The sequence below is a fragment of the Acinetobacter sp. WCHAc060006 genome (genome assembly GCF_004209135.1).
In the GTDB taxonomy this organism is placed as follows: Bacteria; Pseudomonadota; Gammaproteobacteria; order Pseudomonadales; family Moraxellaceae; genus Acinetobacter; species Acinetobacter cumulans.
The window spans coordinates 77,485-92,379 of record NZ_SGSS01000013.1; the positions used below are offsets into that span (position 1 = coordinate 77,485).

The 14,895-nt window shown below is 40.0% G+C and carries 17 protein-coding genes; 3 read left to right on the forward strand and 14 right to left on the reverse strand.

Features of this window, described 5'->3' with window-relative positions; translation table 11 throughout:
* Positions 1-10 precede the first annotated feature (10 nt).
* On the forward strand, positions 11-2,446 hold the full coding sequence (locus EXE29_RS09570) for a CSLREA domain-containing protein (RefSeq protein ID WP_120364524.1): 2,436 nt from the start codon (positions 11-13) through the stop codon (positions 2,444-2,446).
* A 227-nt stretch (positions 2,447-2,673) separates the two neighbouring features.
* Here EXE29_RS09570 and EXE29_RS09575 read toward each other — a convergent pair whose 3' ends face one another.
* The 5 genes from EXE29_RS09575 to EXE29_RS09595 form a co-directional block, all read right to left on the reverse strand.
* Positions 2,674-3,078 (reverse strand): DUF3106 domain-containing protein, encoded by a 405-nt coding sequence (locus EXE29_RS09575; RefSeq protein ID WP_106985659.1) that lies wholly within the window; start codon positions 3,076-3,078, stop codon positions 2,674-2,676.
* Complete coding sequence (locus EXE29_RS09580; RefSeq protein ID WP_120364525.1) at positions 3,068-3,388, reverse strand: hypothetical protein; 321 nt, start codon at positions 3,386-3,388, stop codon at positions 3,068-3,070. The genes EXE29_RS09575 and EXE29_RS09580 overlap by 11 nt, the downstream gene beginning before the upstream one ends.
* Positions 3,385-3,999 carry an RNA polymerase sigma factor gene (locus tag EXE29_RS09585; RefSeq protein WP_106985657.1) on the reverse strand — a complete coding sequence of 205 codons (615 nt, stop codon included), beginning with the start codon at positions 3,997-3,999 and terminating at the stop codon, positions 3,385-3,387. Before EXE29_RS09585 ends, EXE29_RS09580 begins: the two co-directional genes overlap by 4 nt.
* A 158-nt stretch (positions 4,000-4,157) precedes the next feature.
* Entirely contained in the window at positions 4,158-4,934 is a 777-nt protein-coding gene (locus EXE29_RS09590) for a TrmH family RNA methyltransferase (protein WP_106985656.1), read from the reverse strand.
* 59 nt (positions 4,935-4,993) lie between these two features.
* Positions 4,994-5,968 carry a class 1 fructose-bisphosphatase gene (locus EXE29_RS09595; RefSeq protein ID WP_106985655.1) on the reverse strand — a complete coding sequence of 325 codons (975 nt, stop codon included), beginning with the start codon at positions 5,966-5,968 and terminating at the stop codon, positions 4,994-4,996.
* A gap of 31 nt (positions 5,969-5,999) precedes the next feature.
* Between EXE29_RS09595 and EXE29_RS17495 the strand changes: the two genes are divergently transcribed.
* Together EXE29_RS17495 and EXE29_RS09600 are read left to right on the forward strand one after the other, a co-directional pair.
* On the forward strand, positions 6,000-6,143 hold the full coding sequence (locus tag EXE29_RS17495; RefSeq protein WP_165382490.1) for a hypothetical protein: 144 nt from the start codon (positions 6,000-6,002) through the stop codon (positions 6,141-6,143).
* A 10-nt stretch (positions 6,144-6,153) separates the two neighbouring features.
* Positions 6,154-6,342, forward strand: coding sequence for an NF038105 family protein (locus EXE29_RS09600; RefSeq protein ID WP_106985654.1), 189 nt, complete (start codon positions 6,154-6,156; stop codon positions 6,340-6,342).
* 110 nt (positions 6,343-6,452) lie between these two features.
* On the opposite strand, the gene pal is transcribed toward EXE29_RS09600, so the two are convergent.
* The 9 genes from pal to ruvA all read right to left on the reverse strand — a co-directional run bounded on the left by pal (position 6,453) and on the right by ruvA (position 14,762).
* Positions 6,453-7,022, reverse strand: a complete 570-nt coding sequence (pal, locus tag EXE29_RS09605; protein WP_106985653.1) for a peptidoglycan-associated lipoprotein Pal — start codon at positions 7,020-7,022, stop codon at positions 6,453-6,455.
* Positions 7,023-7,056: 34 nt separating this feature from the next.
* Positions 7,057-8,340 (reverse strand): Tol-Pal system beta propeller repeat protein TolB, encoded by a 1,284-nt coding sequence (gene tolB, locus EXE29_RS09610; RefSeq protein WP_165382492.1) that lies wholly within the window; start codon positions 8,338-8,340, stop codon positions 7,057-7,059.
* Between the two features lie 350 nt (positions 8,341-8,690).
* Entirely contained in the window at positions 8,691-10,007 is a 1,317-nt protein-coding gene (gene tolA / locus EXE29_RS09615; protein ID WP_120364526.1) for a cell envelope integrity protein TolA, read from the reverse strand.
* Positions 10,008-10,010: 3 nt separating this feature from the next.
* Complete coding sequence (gene tolR / locus EXE29_RS09620) at positions 10,011-10,460, reverse strand: protein TolR (protein WP_106985650.1); 450 nt, start codon at positions 10,458-10,460, stop codon at positions 10,011-10,013.
* The gene (tolQ, locus tag EXE29_RS09625; protein WP_106985649.1) at positions 10,461-11,159 is read right to left on the reverse strand and encodes a protein TolQ; all 699 of its coding nucleotides are present in this window, start codon (positions 11,157-11,159) and stop codon (positions 10,461-10,463) included.
* A 25-nt stretch (positions 11,160-11,184) separates the two neighbouring features.
* A complete protein-coding gene (gene ybgC / locus EXE29_RS09630; RefSeq protein WP_106985648.1) occupies positions 11,185-11,592 on the reverse strand; it encodes a tol-pal system-associated acyl-CoA thioesterase in 408 nt (135 codons plus the stop codon).
* Between the two features lie 432 nt (positions 11,593-12,024).
* A complete protein-coding gene (locus EXE29_RS09635) occupies positions 12,025-12,411 on the reverse strand; it encodes a hypothetical protein (protein WP_120364527.1) in 387 nt (128 codons plus the stop codon).
* A 516-nt stretch (positions 12,412-12,927) separates the two neighbouring features.
* A complete protein-coding gene (ruvB, locus tag EXE29_RS09640; protein WP_117007495.1) occupies positions 12,928-13,935 on the reverse strand; it encodes a Holliday junction branch migration DNA helicase RuvB in 1,008 nt (335 codons plus the stop codon).
* A 224-nt stretch (positions 13,936-14,159) separates the two neighbouring features.
* Complete coding sequence (gene ruvA, locus EXE29_RS09645; protein WP_117007496.1) at positions 14,160-14,762, reverse strand: Holliday junction branch migration protein RuvA; 603 nt, start codon at positions 14,760-14,762, stop codon at positions 14,160-14,162.
* Positions 14,763-14,895 lie beyond the last annotated feature (133 nt).

Consider the following 14,895-nt stretch of genomic DNA (forward strand, 5'->3'; position numbering starts at 1 on the left):
GGGAATTGCCATGAAAAATTATAAAAAAGGATTGTTAGCGCTCATGGTTCTTTCTGCGATGTCATTGATGGCAGCAGAAGAAAAAACCATTGAAGTCAACACATTTGAAGATGAGAATGGTGAAAACTTAGATAACTGTTCTTTACGTGAAGCCATTTTTGCGGCGCATAAAAATGCCGCGTTTGGTGGTTGTAGCGCAGGTGATACCAATTCTACACAAGCTGATGTTATTCAGTTGAAGGAAGGTACATACAAGTTGACTCGTGGAGAATTAAAGCCAGAGTCAGCAGTCGATATTCGAGGTGCGACACGCTATAACTACGATCAACGCAATGTGCTTACAGATGCTTATCCTGCTTATGAGGATTTAAAAACCTTTATTGTTGGAGATGGCACACATCGTATCTTCAATACAGCGCAAACTTTTGCCAATTTAGACTTGACCGATGTCGCATTGAAAAATGGTAAAGCTGATTTGGGGGGTGCAATTTTTTCTGGCGGTAATTTGTCTTTAAACCGAAGTGCAATTCTAGATTCAACTGCCGTACAGGCTGGTGGTGCAATCTATGCTTTGGCACAAAATGGTGAAAGAACTTTAACGATTAACAGTACATTATTACAAGGCAATAAAGCTACGAAAGGTAGCGTATTGGCCATGGATTGCGTCAGCAATATGAGTGATAGCAAGCCTGTTCTTAGCTTATTGCAAAGCAGTATTATTAAAAATGGCGCGACGGATAACCAAAGTATTTTAGACTTTTGTGGAAATGTCTCTGCTACGATATCGACCAATACCATTGCGCAAAATATTGCAAATCCAAACAATGGTAGCGTGATTAAGGCGATATCAGAAGGAAATAACTTATTAAGTCAGTACTCAAATATCGTTCTTGCGAATAATACTATTGTAGAAAATGATGCATATACGGGTCTGTATTATGACAAAAATGGTACTAAGCAATTAGGCTTTAATGTCTTTGCATATAATGGTAAAAATATTGCTAACTCTAAATCATGTCGTTTTATAAATAATGCAAAACCTGATGATGAATTAAGCTTCATTGCTTTTAACAATGCTTTAGAACTGAGCGCATCAAAATGTGATTTACCAAAGTCTGCATTAGATGAAGCAGTAGATGACTATAAAAATGTCGATGTCAGTAATACAGCGATGTCGAATATTTTGTCGAATTTAATGCCAGCATCTGCATATAACGTTTTCTTACCATTGTATTATCCTAAGCGATATTCAACGGGCTATGACTTATTTGATGTCTCTTCTATTAACTGTAATACCTTTAGTACCGTTTCAGCGGATCAGCGGGGTATTCAGCGTGTTATTGATGCGACGTTATTGTTAACACCGGATCAACGTAACCTGTGTGAAATTGGTTCAGTTGAAGTAATGAACTTAACCGCTGCAGATGTACAAGACTTAAAAAATACATCTTTGGTGACCTTGGTTGATAGCTATGAAAAAATTGTTGATCAACTGAAAAAAGACATTGAAGATCCAAACTTTAAACAATACAAAATTGCGAACCAAGATGATTTATCTGAAATGGAGCCATATTTAAATAGCTTAAAAGCGAATTTGAAATATCGCGCGATTTATTTCGATCCATTCAAGTTGGCATTGGCAAGTGAAAAATCAACGGATGCTTCAGGGAATCAAATTGTTAAACGCTTGGATGCAGATCATTATAACGTCAGTGTTAAAACACTTGGCTTAGGCACAGATCTATTGATAAATAATGGTGTGCCTACGGTTGTTAATACTGGTGCTGATTCTGATTTGATTTGTGAGTGGAATGCTGGTTTAAAACAAATTGTTTTATACCGTAGTAGTGGTGCGGTGAGTGCTCCAGGTGTAATTGGTTATTGCACATATACGCTAACGGATAAAGAAAATCCAACAGTTACATCTTCAGGCATTTTAAAGTCTACATTTAACAACATTGCGCCAGTGGCTGTATCTGATGAATATGCAATTGGCAGTAATAATAATTTAACAGTCAATGTAAATCCGTTGGAAAATGATCATGATCACGGTGATGGGCCTGAAAATACAGTACCTGCTGGTAAAAAAGTCTGGTTCCAAAATGCGTTAGGTCAGAACACAGCAATTAAATTTGACACGATTCCTGCAGGTTTAAACTTTAAAGCTGAATTTAGTGGGCCATGTCCTGAAGCTTATGCACGTGAGACATGCTATGGTGGCAATATTGAATTTTCTGTGAAAAATAATCTCAGTCAGTTTGATTATCCTGTGAAATATTCAGTATTTGATTCTGAAGGTACGGAATCAAATCAAGCTACCATTACACTTAAAAATGCAGCTAAAAACACCAATACTTCATCGAGTGGTGGTGGAGGCTCTATGGGCGTGTTGGGTGTATTTGCGTTAATGGGCTTAGCAGTATTCCGTCGTAAATCAAAAGCATAATCTGTAGTCTTGGTTAGCTATGTATTATTTTATGGCTAGCCCTTTATATAAAAAGCCAGTACTCATGTACTGGCTTTTTTGTACCTATTTGACAAAGTAGTTATGTTGAAGTTTTATCGCATTATTTAAAAGTAGTTTGTACTTACGGATTTAATGTTGCAATTTATGCAAAAATGCCAGCGATTATGCTGGCATTTTAATGAGCTTTTTAAGCTTGTCATGCATCATTAATGGCTAAGATTTTCAACCTTTAAATATTTATTGATGTATTCTTCGCGAATACTAGCACGGTCATCAGGTGCAGCACGTTGTAAGCGGTGAGCCAAGTCTTTACGTTCTTGAGTACTCATTTTTTGCCAAGTTTCGCGCATACGTTGCTTATCTGCATCAGGCAGCTGATTAAACCAATCCATACGTTGTTGTAAGTTGGTACTTTGCTCAGATGGAATTTCTTTCAATGACTGATAACGTTTAATCAGTGCCAGTTGTTCAGCATCAGACAAAGAGTCCCAGGTATCACTGACTTGAGTATTGGCATCTTTTGAAAAAATCCAAAAACGTTCAAAGCCCGCAAAGCTAGTTTGCAGGAAACTGAACGCACAAAATGCCAATGCTAACTTTTTAGCTACCATGAGAAGATTTATCCTCACCCAAAACCATTAACATTTCTAAATCTTCAACCATTTGAGGTGAAAGTTTAGGTGTAGAAATAACTTGAGTATCAGGTTTTTCATCCAAAGTGACTGAATTAGGTAATACAATAAAACCAGCAATAGCTGCGGCGAGTGCGAAGCTAGACATTTTCCATAAGCCATAACGAGATGTTTCTCGCTCATGGATTTGGTCAAGCACGTTATTCATCACTTGTGCTTTATGTTGATGTTGCTGTGCAAGCCGATCAAGCTTTTGGCTCACGTTTTTTACAAAATCATCTTGCTTCATTCGGATGACCCTCCCAAATTGGGATTTAAATGTGCTAATGAGGCGCGAAGGCCCTGAATTGCACGGTGATAATGCGTTTTAACACTGCCTTCGGTGCAATTCATAATTTCTGCAGTGGTATGCGTGTCAAAGCCTTCCCATGCGCGGAGCATAAATGCTTGTTGTTGACGCACAGGCAATTGAGCAATGGCTTCTTGAATTTCTTCTGCAGTCACTGCTTGAGTTAAAAAATCAGAGGGATTTGGGGTCGATTCGTCAACCACATCTTGTACTTCAAATTCGTCATCATCTAATGAAACTTTTCTGAAAAAAGAGAAGGGCTGTGCACGACGCGCTTCTTTACGACGCCAATCCTGTAATTTGTTATTTAAAATGGTGTAGAACAATGGATACCATTCTTCTGTGGATTTTTCTGCATAGGACTTATGTAATGAAATAAAGGCTTCTTGAACCAAGTCCATTGCAATACCTTGTTGACCTTGTGTTGCACTTTCGATCATGACAAGGGCGCGACCAGTCACTTCATGCATGAAGTTTTTTAGACGAGACTCAGCCGTGCTCTTAAGAACACTAGCTGGTGTACTGTCTGACTGTTTAGGCGCTAAATCCATAGAGATGGAAAATCCTGTCATTGGATACCCACCATTATTTCCAAATTCATACTACATATAACGTTGAAAATAATGGTTTGGTTGACAAAAATACTTGTTATTTTTCTAGTGTAATCTATTTTTTTAAATCGGCTAGCCGATTTAAAATAAAATAACGATTAAATACGTTGGCGAACCATTTCAAAGAAGCAAACAGAACCTGCGATTGCAACATTTAATGATTCTTGACCACCTGGTTGTGGGATGCTTACAGCTTTTGCATGCGCAAGTGCATATTCGCTTACGCCTTGACCTTCATTGCCTAAAACCCAAACGCTAGGCTGTTTTAAGTCTTGATCATATAAACTGGTTGAGCGGTGTGAGCTGGTCACATAAACTGGAATTTCAAAGCGTTCTAAAATATCTTCGAGTTGAATGTTTTCAAAGGTTTTAATTGAAAAATGAGCACCCATGCCTGCACGGAGCACGCGAGGCGACCAAAGTGATGCTGAACCTTTAGTACATACAACTTGCTGAATACCCGCAGCAGCAGCTGAACGTAACAAGGTGCCAACATTACCAGGATCTTGTACGTTTTCTAAAATAAGCGTGTCTAAATCAAATTGTAATGCTTGGCTAGAACTTGGCAGGTCAACAATCGCTAAGAAGGGCAAGGTTGTACCTAAAGTGCTGAGGTCTCGATACAAGCTTTCGGCAATGACAAAAACTGAGCCATCATATTCATCTAAAATATCGCAGATATCTGGATGTTCGAGGTACTTTTCTGTGGTGAAAATCGAGTTGATACGACGTTTTTGTTCAACCCACGCTAAACCAAGATGTGTACCTTCAAGTACGGTTTGACCTTGTTTTTTTCGGTAGCTACTTTGCTCAATTAAACCACGGAGGTGTTTAATTTTGGCATTATCTTTAGATTCTAAAAATACAATAGACATATTGGGGAGACTCAAAACCCATAGTACAAGGTACTATGGGTCTATAGAAAAATAAGGTTTTAGTTGTGGTAGCTTGTGACTAAATCAACTTCGTTTTTAGAACCGATAATGACAGGAACACGTTGGTGTAATTCAGTCGGTTGAATATCAAGAATACGTACGCGACCTGTAGTTGATGCGCCACCAGCTTGCTCCATAAGCATGCTCATTGGGTTCGCTTCATACATTAAACGTAAACGACCAGCTTTTTTCGGATCTTTTAAGTCGTATGGGTACATGAAGATACCGCTACGGCATAAGATGCGGTGAATATCGCCAACCATGCATGCAACCCAACGCATGTTGAAGTCTTTTTCACGTGGGCCAGTTTTACCTGCAAGTAGTTCATCGATATAACGTTGTACAGGTGCTTCCCAATGACGTGCATTTGATGCATTGATTGCATATTCTTTGGTATCTGCGGCTACTTGAATTGCATCAGCAGTTAATAAAAATTCTTTAGTTTCTGGATCAAAAGTAAAGAATACAACACCAGCGCCGACTGTTAATGCCATCATGGTCGATGGACCATAGAGGACATAACCTGCAGCTGCTTGCTCACGGCCTGCTTGCATAAAGTCTTCAGCTTGCGTTACCGCATTTTTAGCTGGCAAAATTGAAAAAATTGTACCTACACACATATTGATATCGATGTTGCTTGAACCATCAAGTGGGTCAAATAACACAAGGTAATCACCATTTTCTTGTGCTGGTGTAAACTCATCAAGTTCTTCAGAAGCTAAGCCGCCAACATGTGGATGAACTTTTAAAGCATCGATAAGATAGTCATTTGAAATAACGTCGAGTTTCTTTTGCTCTTCGCCTTGCACGTTTTCGTGTTGAGCACTACCTAATACACCAGCTAAAGCACCTTTTTGAAGGAGTACGTCGATGTCTTTGCACGTATTACCAATAGTTTCAATAACTTGAGCTAAAGCAGGCGTTAAATTTCCACTTTGTTGTTGTAAAAATTGGGATAAGCTTAAACGTGACATAACTGGATGGCTCCAAAATAAAGCGGTCAAAATGATCGGAATTGAATATGTGCGTATTTTAGATGAGAATGAGTTAAAAGAACAATTAAACTCGACTATTTGCCGTGATTTTGCGCTTGCAAGTCTAGAAGAACATGCTATGTTGAAGGAATGGGGATTGATTTTTAATACATAGGAGCACAACAATGACGATTCAAAAATTTGATGCGACTCCATCACCTACAGAAGGAATTTCATTGGATGAAATTTCTGCAGAAAAGGTTAAGGAAGCTTGGAGTGGTTACGACGCTAAGCCTGAATATAAAAAATTTAATAAGCATGATCTTATTGAGTCTATGCAAAGTTCAGAAGAGCCTGCTGAATCAGCTGAATAACATATTCTGGTAGCATTTCCTTCAAACATTAAGCAATAAAAAAAGCCCTCCATGAATGAGGGCTTTTTTTATTGCTTGAGTAAAATGATTTACTTGAGCAAATGTGCGACTTATTTAAGTAATGGAGGAACAGCTTCGTAGTTGATTTCTACGCGACGGTTTTCTTTCCATGCATTTTCATCATGGCCCGCATTAATCGGCATTTCCTTACCGTAGCTTACTGCTTCGAGTTGGTTGGCATTTACGCCTGTTGTTACAAGGAAGCTTTCGACTGCTTTTGCACGACGTTCACCAAGTGCCATATTGTATTCACGCGTACCACGTTCATCTGTATGGCCTGTTAAAGCAACACGTGAGTTTGCATTGGCCATTAGAAATTGCGCATGTGCTTGTAATGTTTGGATATCATCATTACTTAATTCGCTGCTATCGTAATCAAAGTGCACAACGCGTTTTGCTAAAAATGCTTTGTTGGCAGCCGTAACACCTTTTGAAGATGCACCAGCAAGGTTCTGCGCATTTAAAGCTGCGTCTTCGCTAAGACCTTCAGTGTTTACAGTTGTAGAAGTTGATGGATTTTGACCTGCTTCAGCAACATTCACTGGTTTTCGACTTGCACAGCCAGTCATCACAACAGCGGTAGCCAATAAAGGTAAAACAAAAAGTTTAATTGCTTGCATATTTATATCTCCATAAAGTTTTTAAAAGTAAATATTATTTTGGTGCCCATGCGGGTTCACGAACTTCACCTTGTTCACTTGGTAAGTTCATACGGAAACGACCATCAAGTGACATGATTGATAGAAGGCCACGATTGGCTTCACGTGTTGCGTAGACCACCATTTGTCCATTTGGAGAAAAACTTGGTGATTCATCTAAGCTGGTCGGCGTTAAGATATTGGTTACACCCGAGTCAATATTTTGTACTGCGACTTTGTAGTTACTACCACTTGGACGATGTACCAATGCCAGTTTTTTACCATCAGCACTCAGGGTGCCACGAGCGTTAAATGCACCACGGAAAGTTAATCGTTTACTGCTGCCATCGGCAAAGCTATAACGATAAATCTGTGGTGAGCCACCGCGGTCAGAGGTAAAAATAAAAGATTTCCCGTCTGGGGCATAGCGTGCTTCAGTATCAATTGCACTGTCATTGGTCATACGCTGTAGTTGGCGGGTTTCCAAGTCCATTTGATAAATTTCTGGGTTGCCGTGCATAGATGCTGTAAACAACATGCTTTTACCATCAGGTGAGAAACTTGGTGCTCCATTTAAACCGCGGAAACTTGCAACTTTTTCGCGACTGCCAGTCGCTAAATCTTGAATGTAAATTGCAGGTCGTTTGGTTTCAAATGAAACGTAAGCGATTTTTTTTGCATTCGGTGTCCAAGCAGGCGATAAGATAGGATCACGCGAGGTTAATACGGTACGTGGTTGTTCGCCATCTGTATCTGCTATTTGTAGGGTATAACGTTGTTCTGGTGTAGCAGGATTACGTAATACATAAGCAATACGGCCAGTAAAATCACCTTTAATGCCAGTGAGTGCTTCGTAAATTGCATCACTAATCATGTGTGCTGCTTGGCGTGTACGAGAAGCAGGCACATTCAAAAGTTCATTGAGTAAGTACTGTTTTTTTTCAACATCATAGAGCTGATATTGAATCTCGTATGAACCGTCCGCAGTTTGTTTTAGGTTACCTGTCACAACATACGGAATACCCGCTGCTTGCCAAGCTTCTGCATTGGGTGCATTTAGTGCCGCTGTTGCAGGAAGGTTCTTCGATGCACTGCTAAATTTGCCTGAACGATTTAAATCATTTTCGACAATTGGATAAATGTTTTGATCATTGGCAAAAGGAATAATGGCAATCTTTGGGGCTTCTTCAGGTGCTTTGGTAATTTCCAAATGCAACTGTGCATGGGATTGAGTGATTAAAACAGGACTAAATGCAGTCAAAACGGCTAAGCAAAGCAGATGTTTACGCGTCATTTCCATCATTCGCTGAATACTCTAAATCTATAAATTTTTGTTACTGTGAATGTGTCACATAATGGCATGTTTTAAAAATATTAAAAGCATCACATTATGATTAATCTGTTATTGGAGTGTGAAAAACTGTCCAAATATTATCAGCTTGTTGTGTTGCAGTGTTCATTAGGCAGTGAATTTTTTATGAAAGTATTTTCCATGCATATAAATTAACTGCGGAATGTGGAATTATTTTGAATTTTTAGGGTTATTAATTGCATTTTATTGAGCATATTAGTCTAGTGATTTATTTGAAGCACTTGCAAAAAATCCCTCACAGATGTGCAGGGATTTTAAAGATGTTGAATAGCTTGTATTTAATTTGCAGACCTAAACGTAGACGTTAAAGTCATGGCTTCGCGTCTTGCATCAGGATCTGATGGCATTGGATAGGGAGCAGCGGCACGAACTGCAGCTTCAATACTCGCTTTCATATCAGGATCGCTGGCTGTGACAACCACGGAACGAACTGAACCACTTTCGGTTAAGCTAATTCGTGCAGTTGCAGTTTTACCTGCTGAACCAGAAGGTGTGTCCCATACGCGACGGATTTTATTTTCAAAATCACGTTTTGCAGACGATGCAATTTTTTTCGCTTCCGCTTTTTTCTCAGCAGCTTCTTCAGCAGCTTTACGTGCAGACGAGGCTTTGGCTTCTTCGGCAGCACGTTCACGCGCTTCTGCATCTGCTTTGGCTTTTGCATCTGCCTTAGCTTTAGCCTTCGCATCAGCTTCTGCTTTACGCTTGTTGGCCTCCGCATTTGCTTTCGCTTTGGCATCTGCATCTGCTTTGGCCTTAGCGTCGGCTCTTGCTTTCGCATCCGCGTCAGCTTTACGTTTATTGGCTTCCGCATTTGCTTTCGCTTTGGCGTCTGCATCTGCTTTTACTTTTGCATCCGCTTTAGCTTTGGCATCAGCATCAGCTTTACGTTTATTCGCTTCAGCATTTGCTTTCGCTCTGGCGTCGGCATCTGCCTTGGCTTTCGCGTTAGCTTTAGCCTTCGCGTCTGCTTCAGCTTTACGTTTTGCCTCATCTGCTTTTAATTTTGCATTTTCAGCTTGACGTTTAGCATTCAAATCCGCTTGGCGTTTGGCATCTTGCGCTGCCTTTTCTAATTCAGCTTTGCGTTTAATATCTGCTTCGGCTTGTGCTTGTGCTTCAGCTTTTGCCTTAGCCTCGGCTTTCGCTTTTTGCTGATTCGCTTCTTGATCTAAACGTTTTTGTTCTGCACGTTTCGCATCATCTGCCGCTTTGCGTTCAGCTTCTTCGGCTAACTTAGCTTGCTGCGCAGCTTTTTGAGCATCTAGCTTTTTAGTATCTACTGCAGGCGTTGGTATTGTTTGTGGTGGTGGGGCTGTTGGAACAACCGGTGCAGGCTCTTGACTCGGCTCAGCAGTTTGTGTGATCTCAGGAGCAATATTTTCATGTGCAGTTTCATCAAAGGCTGTTTCTTCACGTGTAACAGGCTTTAAATCTTCTGGTTTGATCAGAACCGTTTTAATTTGTTTAGGGGGTTCAGGTGGTTTACTCATGCCGAGATAAAGCAAACCAACAACTGCCACTATATGTACGCCGAGCGTAAAACCAATGGCAATTTTTTTTTGCTTAAACGGAGGCTTCTTAAAATCTTTCATAAATTATTTTAATGGCTCGGTCAGTAATCCAACTTGAGATAATCCTGCATCTTGTAATGCGGACATAAGTTTAATGACTTCGCCATAAGGGCGAGATTCGCTACCATTTATGAGTACGCTCAATTGCTTTTGCTCAGCTTTTGCCTGACTTTGAGCATCTGTTAATGCCACAGTCAGCTCAGCCAAACTGAGTACATCATTTTTATGGGTTTTATCTTCAAGTTTAATTGTGCCGTCAGCTTCTAAAGTAACAATGGCAGGGCGGTCTTCAGATTGAATAGGACTGCTATTGGCCTGTGGTAAGTCGACTTTTACACCGGTGGTAATCATGGGTGCAGTGACCATGAAAATAACCAAAAGCACCAACATGACATCAATGTAGGGAACCACATTCATATCACTTTTTAGGGGCTTTTTAATACGCTCAAAGCGTCCAGAACGTTGAATAGCCATTTATTTTTGTTCCTGATCAGAACCCAAAGATTGGCGTTGTAATAAAGCCACCATTTCTTCAGAAAATAAGGCACGATCTGAATAAATTGCTTCACCTTTAGCAGTAAAATGGTTGAATGCAAGTACAGCAGGAATTGCGGCAAATAAACCGATGGCTGTTGCAATTAAGGCTTCTGCAATACCTGGCGCAACCGTTGCCAAAGTCACTTGGTCGACATCTGCAAGACCAATGAATGCATTCATAATGCCCCAAACAGTACCAAATAAACCCACATAAGGCGCAACAGAACCAATGCTGGCTAAAGCACCAAGGCCTTGTTCTAAATAGCTTTGATCACGGCTTAAACCAACACGCAAAATACGTTCGGTGCTTTCAATGCTTTGTGGCAAACTTGCTTGACGCTTTTTAAGTTTTAAAAACTCGCCTAAACCTTGATAGAAAATGTCTTCGAGGCCAACACGCTTAGAGTTGAGTTGGGCATTGTTATATAGCGTATTTAGTTCAGCACCAGACCAAAAGATTTTTTGGAAATGTTCATCATCGGTCTGGGCTTTTTTATAGCTTAAATGCAATTTGGCAATCAGATACCAGCTATACAGTGATGCGAATAGAAGGAGAAGCATCACCAGCTGTACAACAGGGCTCGCCTGTAAAATTAGATCAGTGACGTGCAGAGAAGATTCTAGTTGTGTTGCCATAGTTACATTAAGCCAAGTAATTTTTTTAATCTTGTTCCAATTCTTTTAGAATTAGATCACGAATTTCTTCAGGAAGTCGGGTTGGTCGCATATCTGCATTAATACATGCCAATTCGACCTCACCCGATGCAAGCATAATTTCACCACGATAAATATTTTGTTGCAATACAAATGACGTAGCTTTACATGAAACCACAGAAGCAGTTACGGTAATTAAGTCATCCATAAGTATAGGGCGTGCATATTTCACACTAATTTTATGTACGACAAAATTATAGTCTTTTTGATGCCAATAATGACTAATGCCTGATGCGCGAAGCCATTCGGTGCGAGTGCGTTCCATAAAGCGAATATGATTGGCGTGGTAGACGATGCCACCTGCATCAGTATCTTCAATATAGACACGAATATTGAACTCGAATTTATTCGCCATGTGTTTATTCCGTTTTTGGATCTATTTTAAAATGATTGCTGTGATTGAGCTTAAGATTAAGGTCTTTAAATTGACTTTTACTTAGCTAAAGGTTAAGCGTTGTGAGCGAAAATTTTAGCACTATGACTGCTTAGTCCAATGGCACAAGATTTCAAATCTAGATTGCTCTGCAAGGCTGTAGCTTATTTGATCAGCATTCGACTTCTATAAGAGTATTTGGTGTTTTAAAAGTTAGAAAGACCAGTCATTGCATGCAGTAGGAGCAGGCATAAATTTTTAATAGCTTAGAATTATTATTGAGTAGTTCAATTCAAACTCAAATGAGCAACTGGAAGATCGCTAGCACATGGTATTCTTTTTGTTCGATGTGCTAGCGCTCACAGCCTGATGTGGTGCATATAATTTCCTTCTCATTCCTCTAGGTGTATGGGGTTAGGCATTCACACATTGTAGATTATATTTTTTACCTGCACCTTGTATTGATAAGTGCTGTGTATTTTGATCTACAGCGAGTAGGTATTCACTATTGGGTTGATCAAGGGTAGTCCAACTAAATTGCTTAATGGCATAGGTGGTTTGGTTGCCATTTTGTACGGCTTGGCTAGAACCACGCCAACAGTTATTTTGCGCACATACGGCAATTTGGTTGTTATTTTTAATGGTAATGCTAAATGTATTGTTTAGGTTCTGAGGAATTTGACAATATCCTTGTTTAGCACAAGATATTTCAGCAATTGAATTGGCACATTGCCAAGATGAATCTGCTAAAGCAACTGTTGCTATGCAAGATGCGCACGCAAATAAAATAAAATTTTTCATGACCGTTTCCCTTTAGTATTAAGTAATTTAAGTGTTTTATTGCTGTCTATGTACGCTGACATAGAACAGCAATAAAACTTTTGTACTTCTTTTGATCTGGCTATAAGGGTTTAGATTTTATTTTTATGTTCCGCTGTTTTATTGTTTAACTTACATTTTACAAAAATAGTGTTAAATGCATCACATTTATAAAATTAACTAAGCATTATGTTTTAAACAAGATCTTTTGATGAATGAATTGTTGTTTTATTGTTTAAAATGTAGTTGGAATGTGATTTCTGCGACTGAGGAAGACGATTTTATTCATTTGTATAAATTATGATTATGATTTTAAAAATAAAAAACCAAGTATCTTTTTTAACTAAGCGCTCATATTTATATGGCATGTTATGAGCTGTAAGGATGTTGATTTCAACCCAAATTTGAAGACGTTTTTTTAGGTTTTCACTGCATTATTCACTCAATTGAAAGATAAAAAAGCAACCGAAGTTGCTTTTTTATCTTGTGGTCTAGGCCTTATTTATCTTTGGGTTCTGGTGGAGTCATTCCAAATTGTAAATAAGCCATATTGGTTGCGATGCGACCGCGTGCTGTACGCATCACATAGCCTTGCTGAATTAAGTATGGCTCAATGACATCTTCAAGTGTGCCAGAGTCTTCAGCCATGGCGGCGGCGAGTGCTTCAACGCCAGCAGGCCCACCGTCAAAACGCTCTAGAAGCATAGATAAATAGCGACGGTCCAGTATATCTAATCCATCTTTATCAACTTTGAGCATATCTAATGCGCGCTGTGCCATATCTTGAGTGACTTCGCCAGTGCCTTTGACCTGTGCATAGTCACGTACACGACGCAATAGGCGGTTGGCAATACGTGGTGTGCCTCGTGAACGGCGGGCAATTTCTTGAGCGCCTTCAGCGGTCATGGGCACATCCATGAGATTGGCTGAACGGCTAACAATATGTGTTAAGTCTTCGACAGAGTAAAACTCTAAGCGTTGCACAATACCAAAACGGTCACGCAGTGGCGAGGTGAGCAATCCTGCACGAGTGGTTGCTGCCACCAGCGTAAATGGAGGTAAATCTAGTTTGATGGAGCGGGCAGCAGGGCCTTCGCCAATCATAATATCCAGCTGGTAGTCTTCCATTGCGGGATACAAAATTTCTTCAATGACTGGTGAAAGACGGTGAATTTCATCAATAAACAGCACATCGCCTTCTTCAAGATTGGTCAGCATCGCGGCTAAATCGCCTGCACGCTCCAATACAGGGCCTGAAGTGGACTTTAGATTACCACCCATTTCGCGGGCAATAATATTGGCCAGTGTGGTTTTACCCAAACCTGGTGGGCCAAAAATTAAGGTGTGATCGAGTGCTTCAGCACGACCACGGGCAGCCCCGATGAAGATTTCCATTTGTTCGCGTACGACGGGTTGTCCGATGTAGTCTTCGAGGGATGTTGGGCGAATGGCGCGGTCGAAGTGGTCTTCGGGTTTTTCGGAGCCACTGATGAGACGGTCTTGCATATTGATGTAATTAATCTCTAAAACTCAAGGTCAATGTGAGCACTGCCTTAAATAACTTTTGGACTATTTATACCTATTGTATAGGCGATTTTCACTTTTGACTGGGCAAAAGTGACAAAACCCATTTGTTAAACTGATGCTACATTCTTTTAGCACAGTTTAACGGCGACATCCATGTCGCCAGCACATATCAAATGATAGGTCGGGATGTGTTTTTTAATGAGTTATTTATTCATCGACTTTAATGCCGCTCGAATAATATCGCTGGCTTCAGTAAAGTCACCTTTAGCCGCATTCACTAATTTTTGTGCTTCGGCAGGTTTATAGCCTAAAGATTGTAAAGCAGCTTCTGCCTCAGCCACAGCGGAGTTGCCCGTAAATTGAATTTGCGGGCTGGTCGAGTTATTTGGAACAGATACAGCTGACATGGCTTTAAAACGGTCACGCAGTTCAATCATCAAACGTTCAGCTGTTTTGGCGCCTACACCTGGTACTTTCACCAGTGTTTTCACATCGCCATTTTCAACGGTATGAATTAGCATTTCGACACTTAAGGTGGATAGTATGCCAAGTGCCATTTTAGGGCCGACACCATTCACTTTAATCAGTGTGCGGAAAATGGTTTTTTCTTGCGCATTGGCAAAGCCATAAAGCAGCTGAGCATCTTCGCGTACAGCCAAGTGAGTCCATAAAGTGACTTTTTGTCCTTTTTGCAATTGGCAAAATGTTGAAAGCGGGGTGTCAACTTCGTAGCCAACGCCATTTACATTTAAAAGTACAGTTGGGGCTTCAAGCGCCAGCACTTCACCAATCAGGCATCCGATCATGTAGTTATCTTCTTAAACGAAAAGTGTAAATTGAGTGAGCAATATTATGCATAATATTGCTCATTGTTATAAACAATTTGTTTGGCCCTAAATAACAAACTCAAATTAAATGTTTGTTTAAGTTCATTCGAAC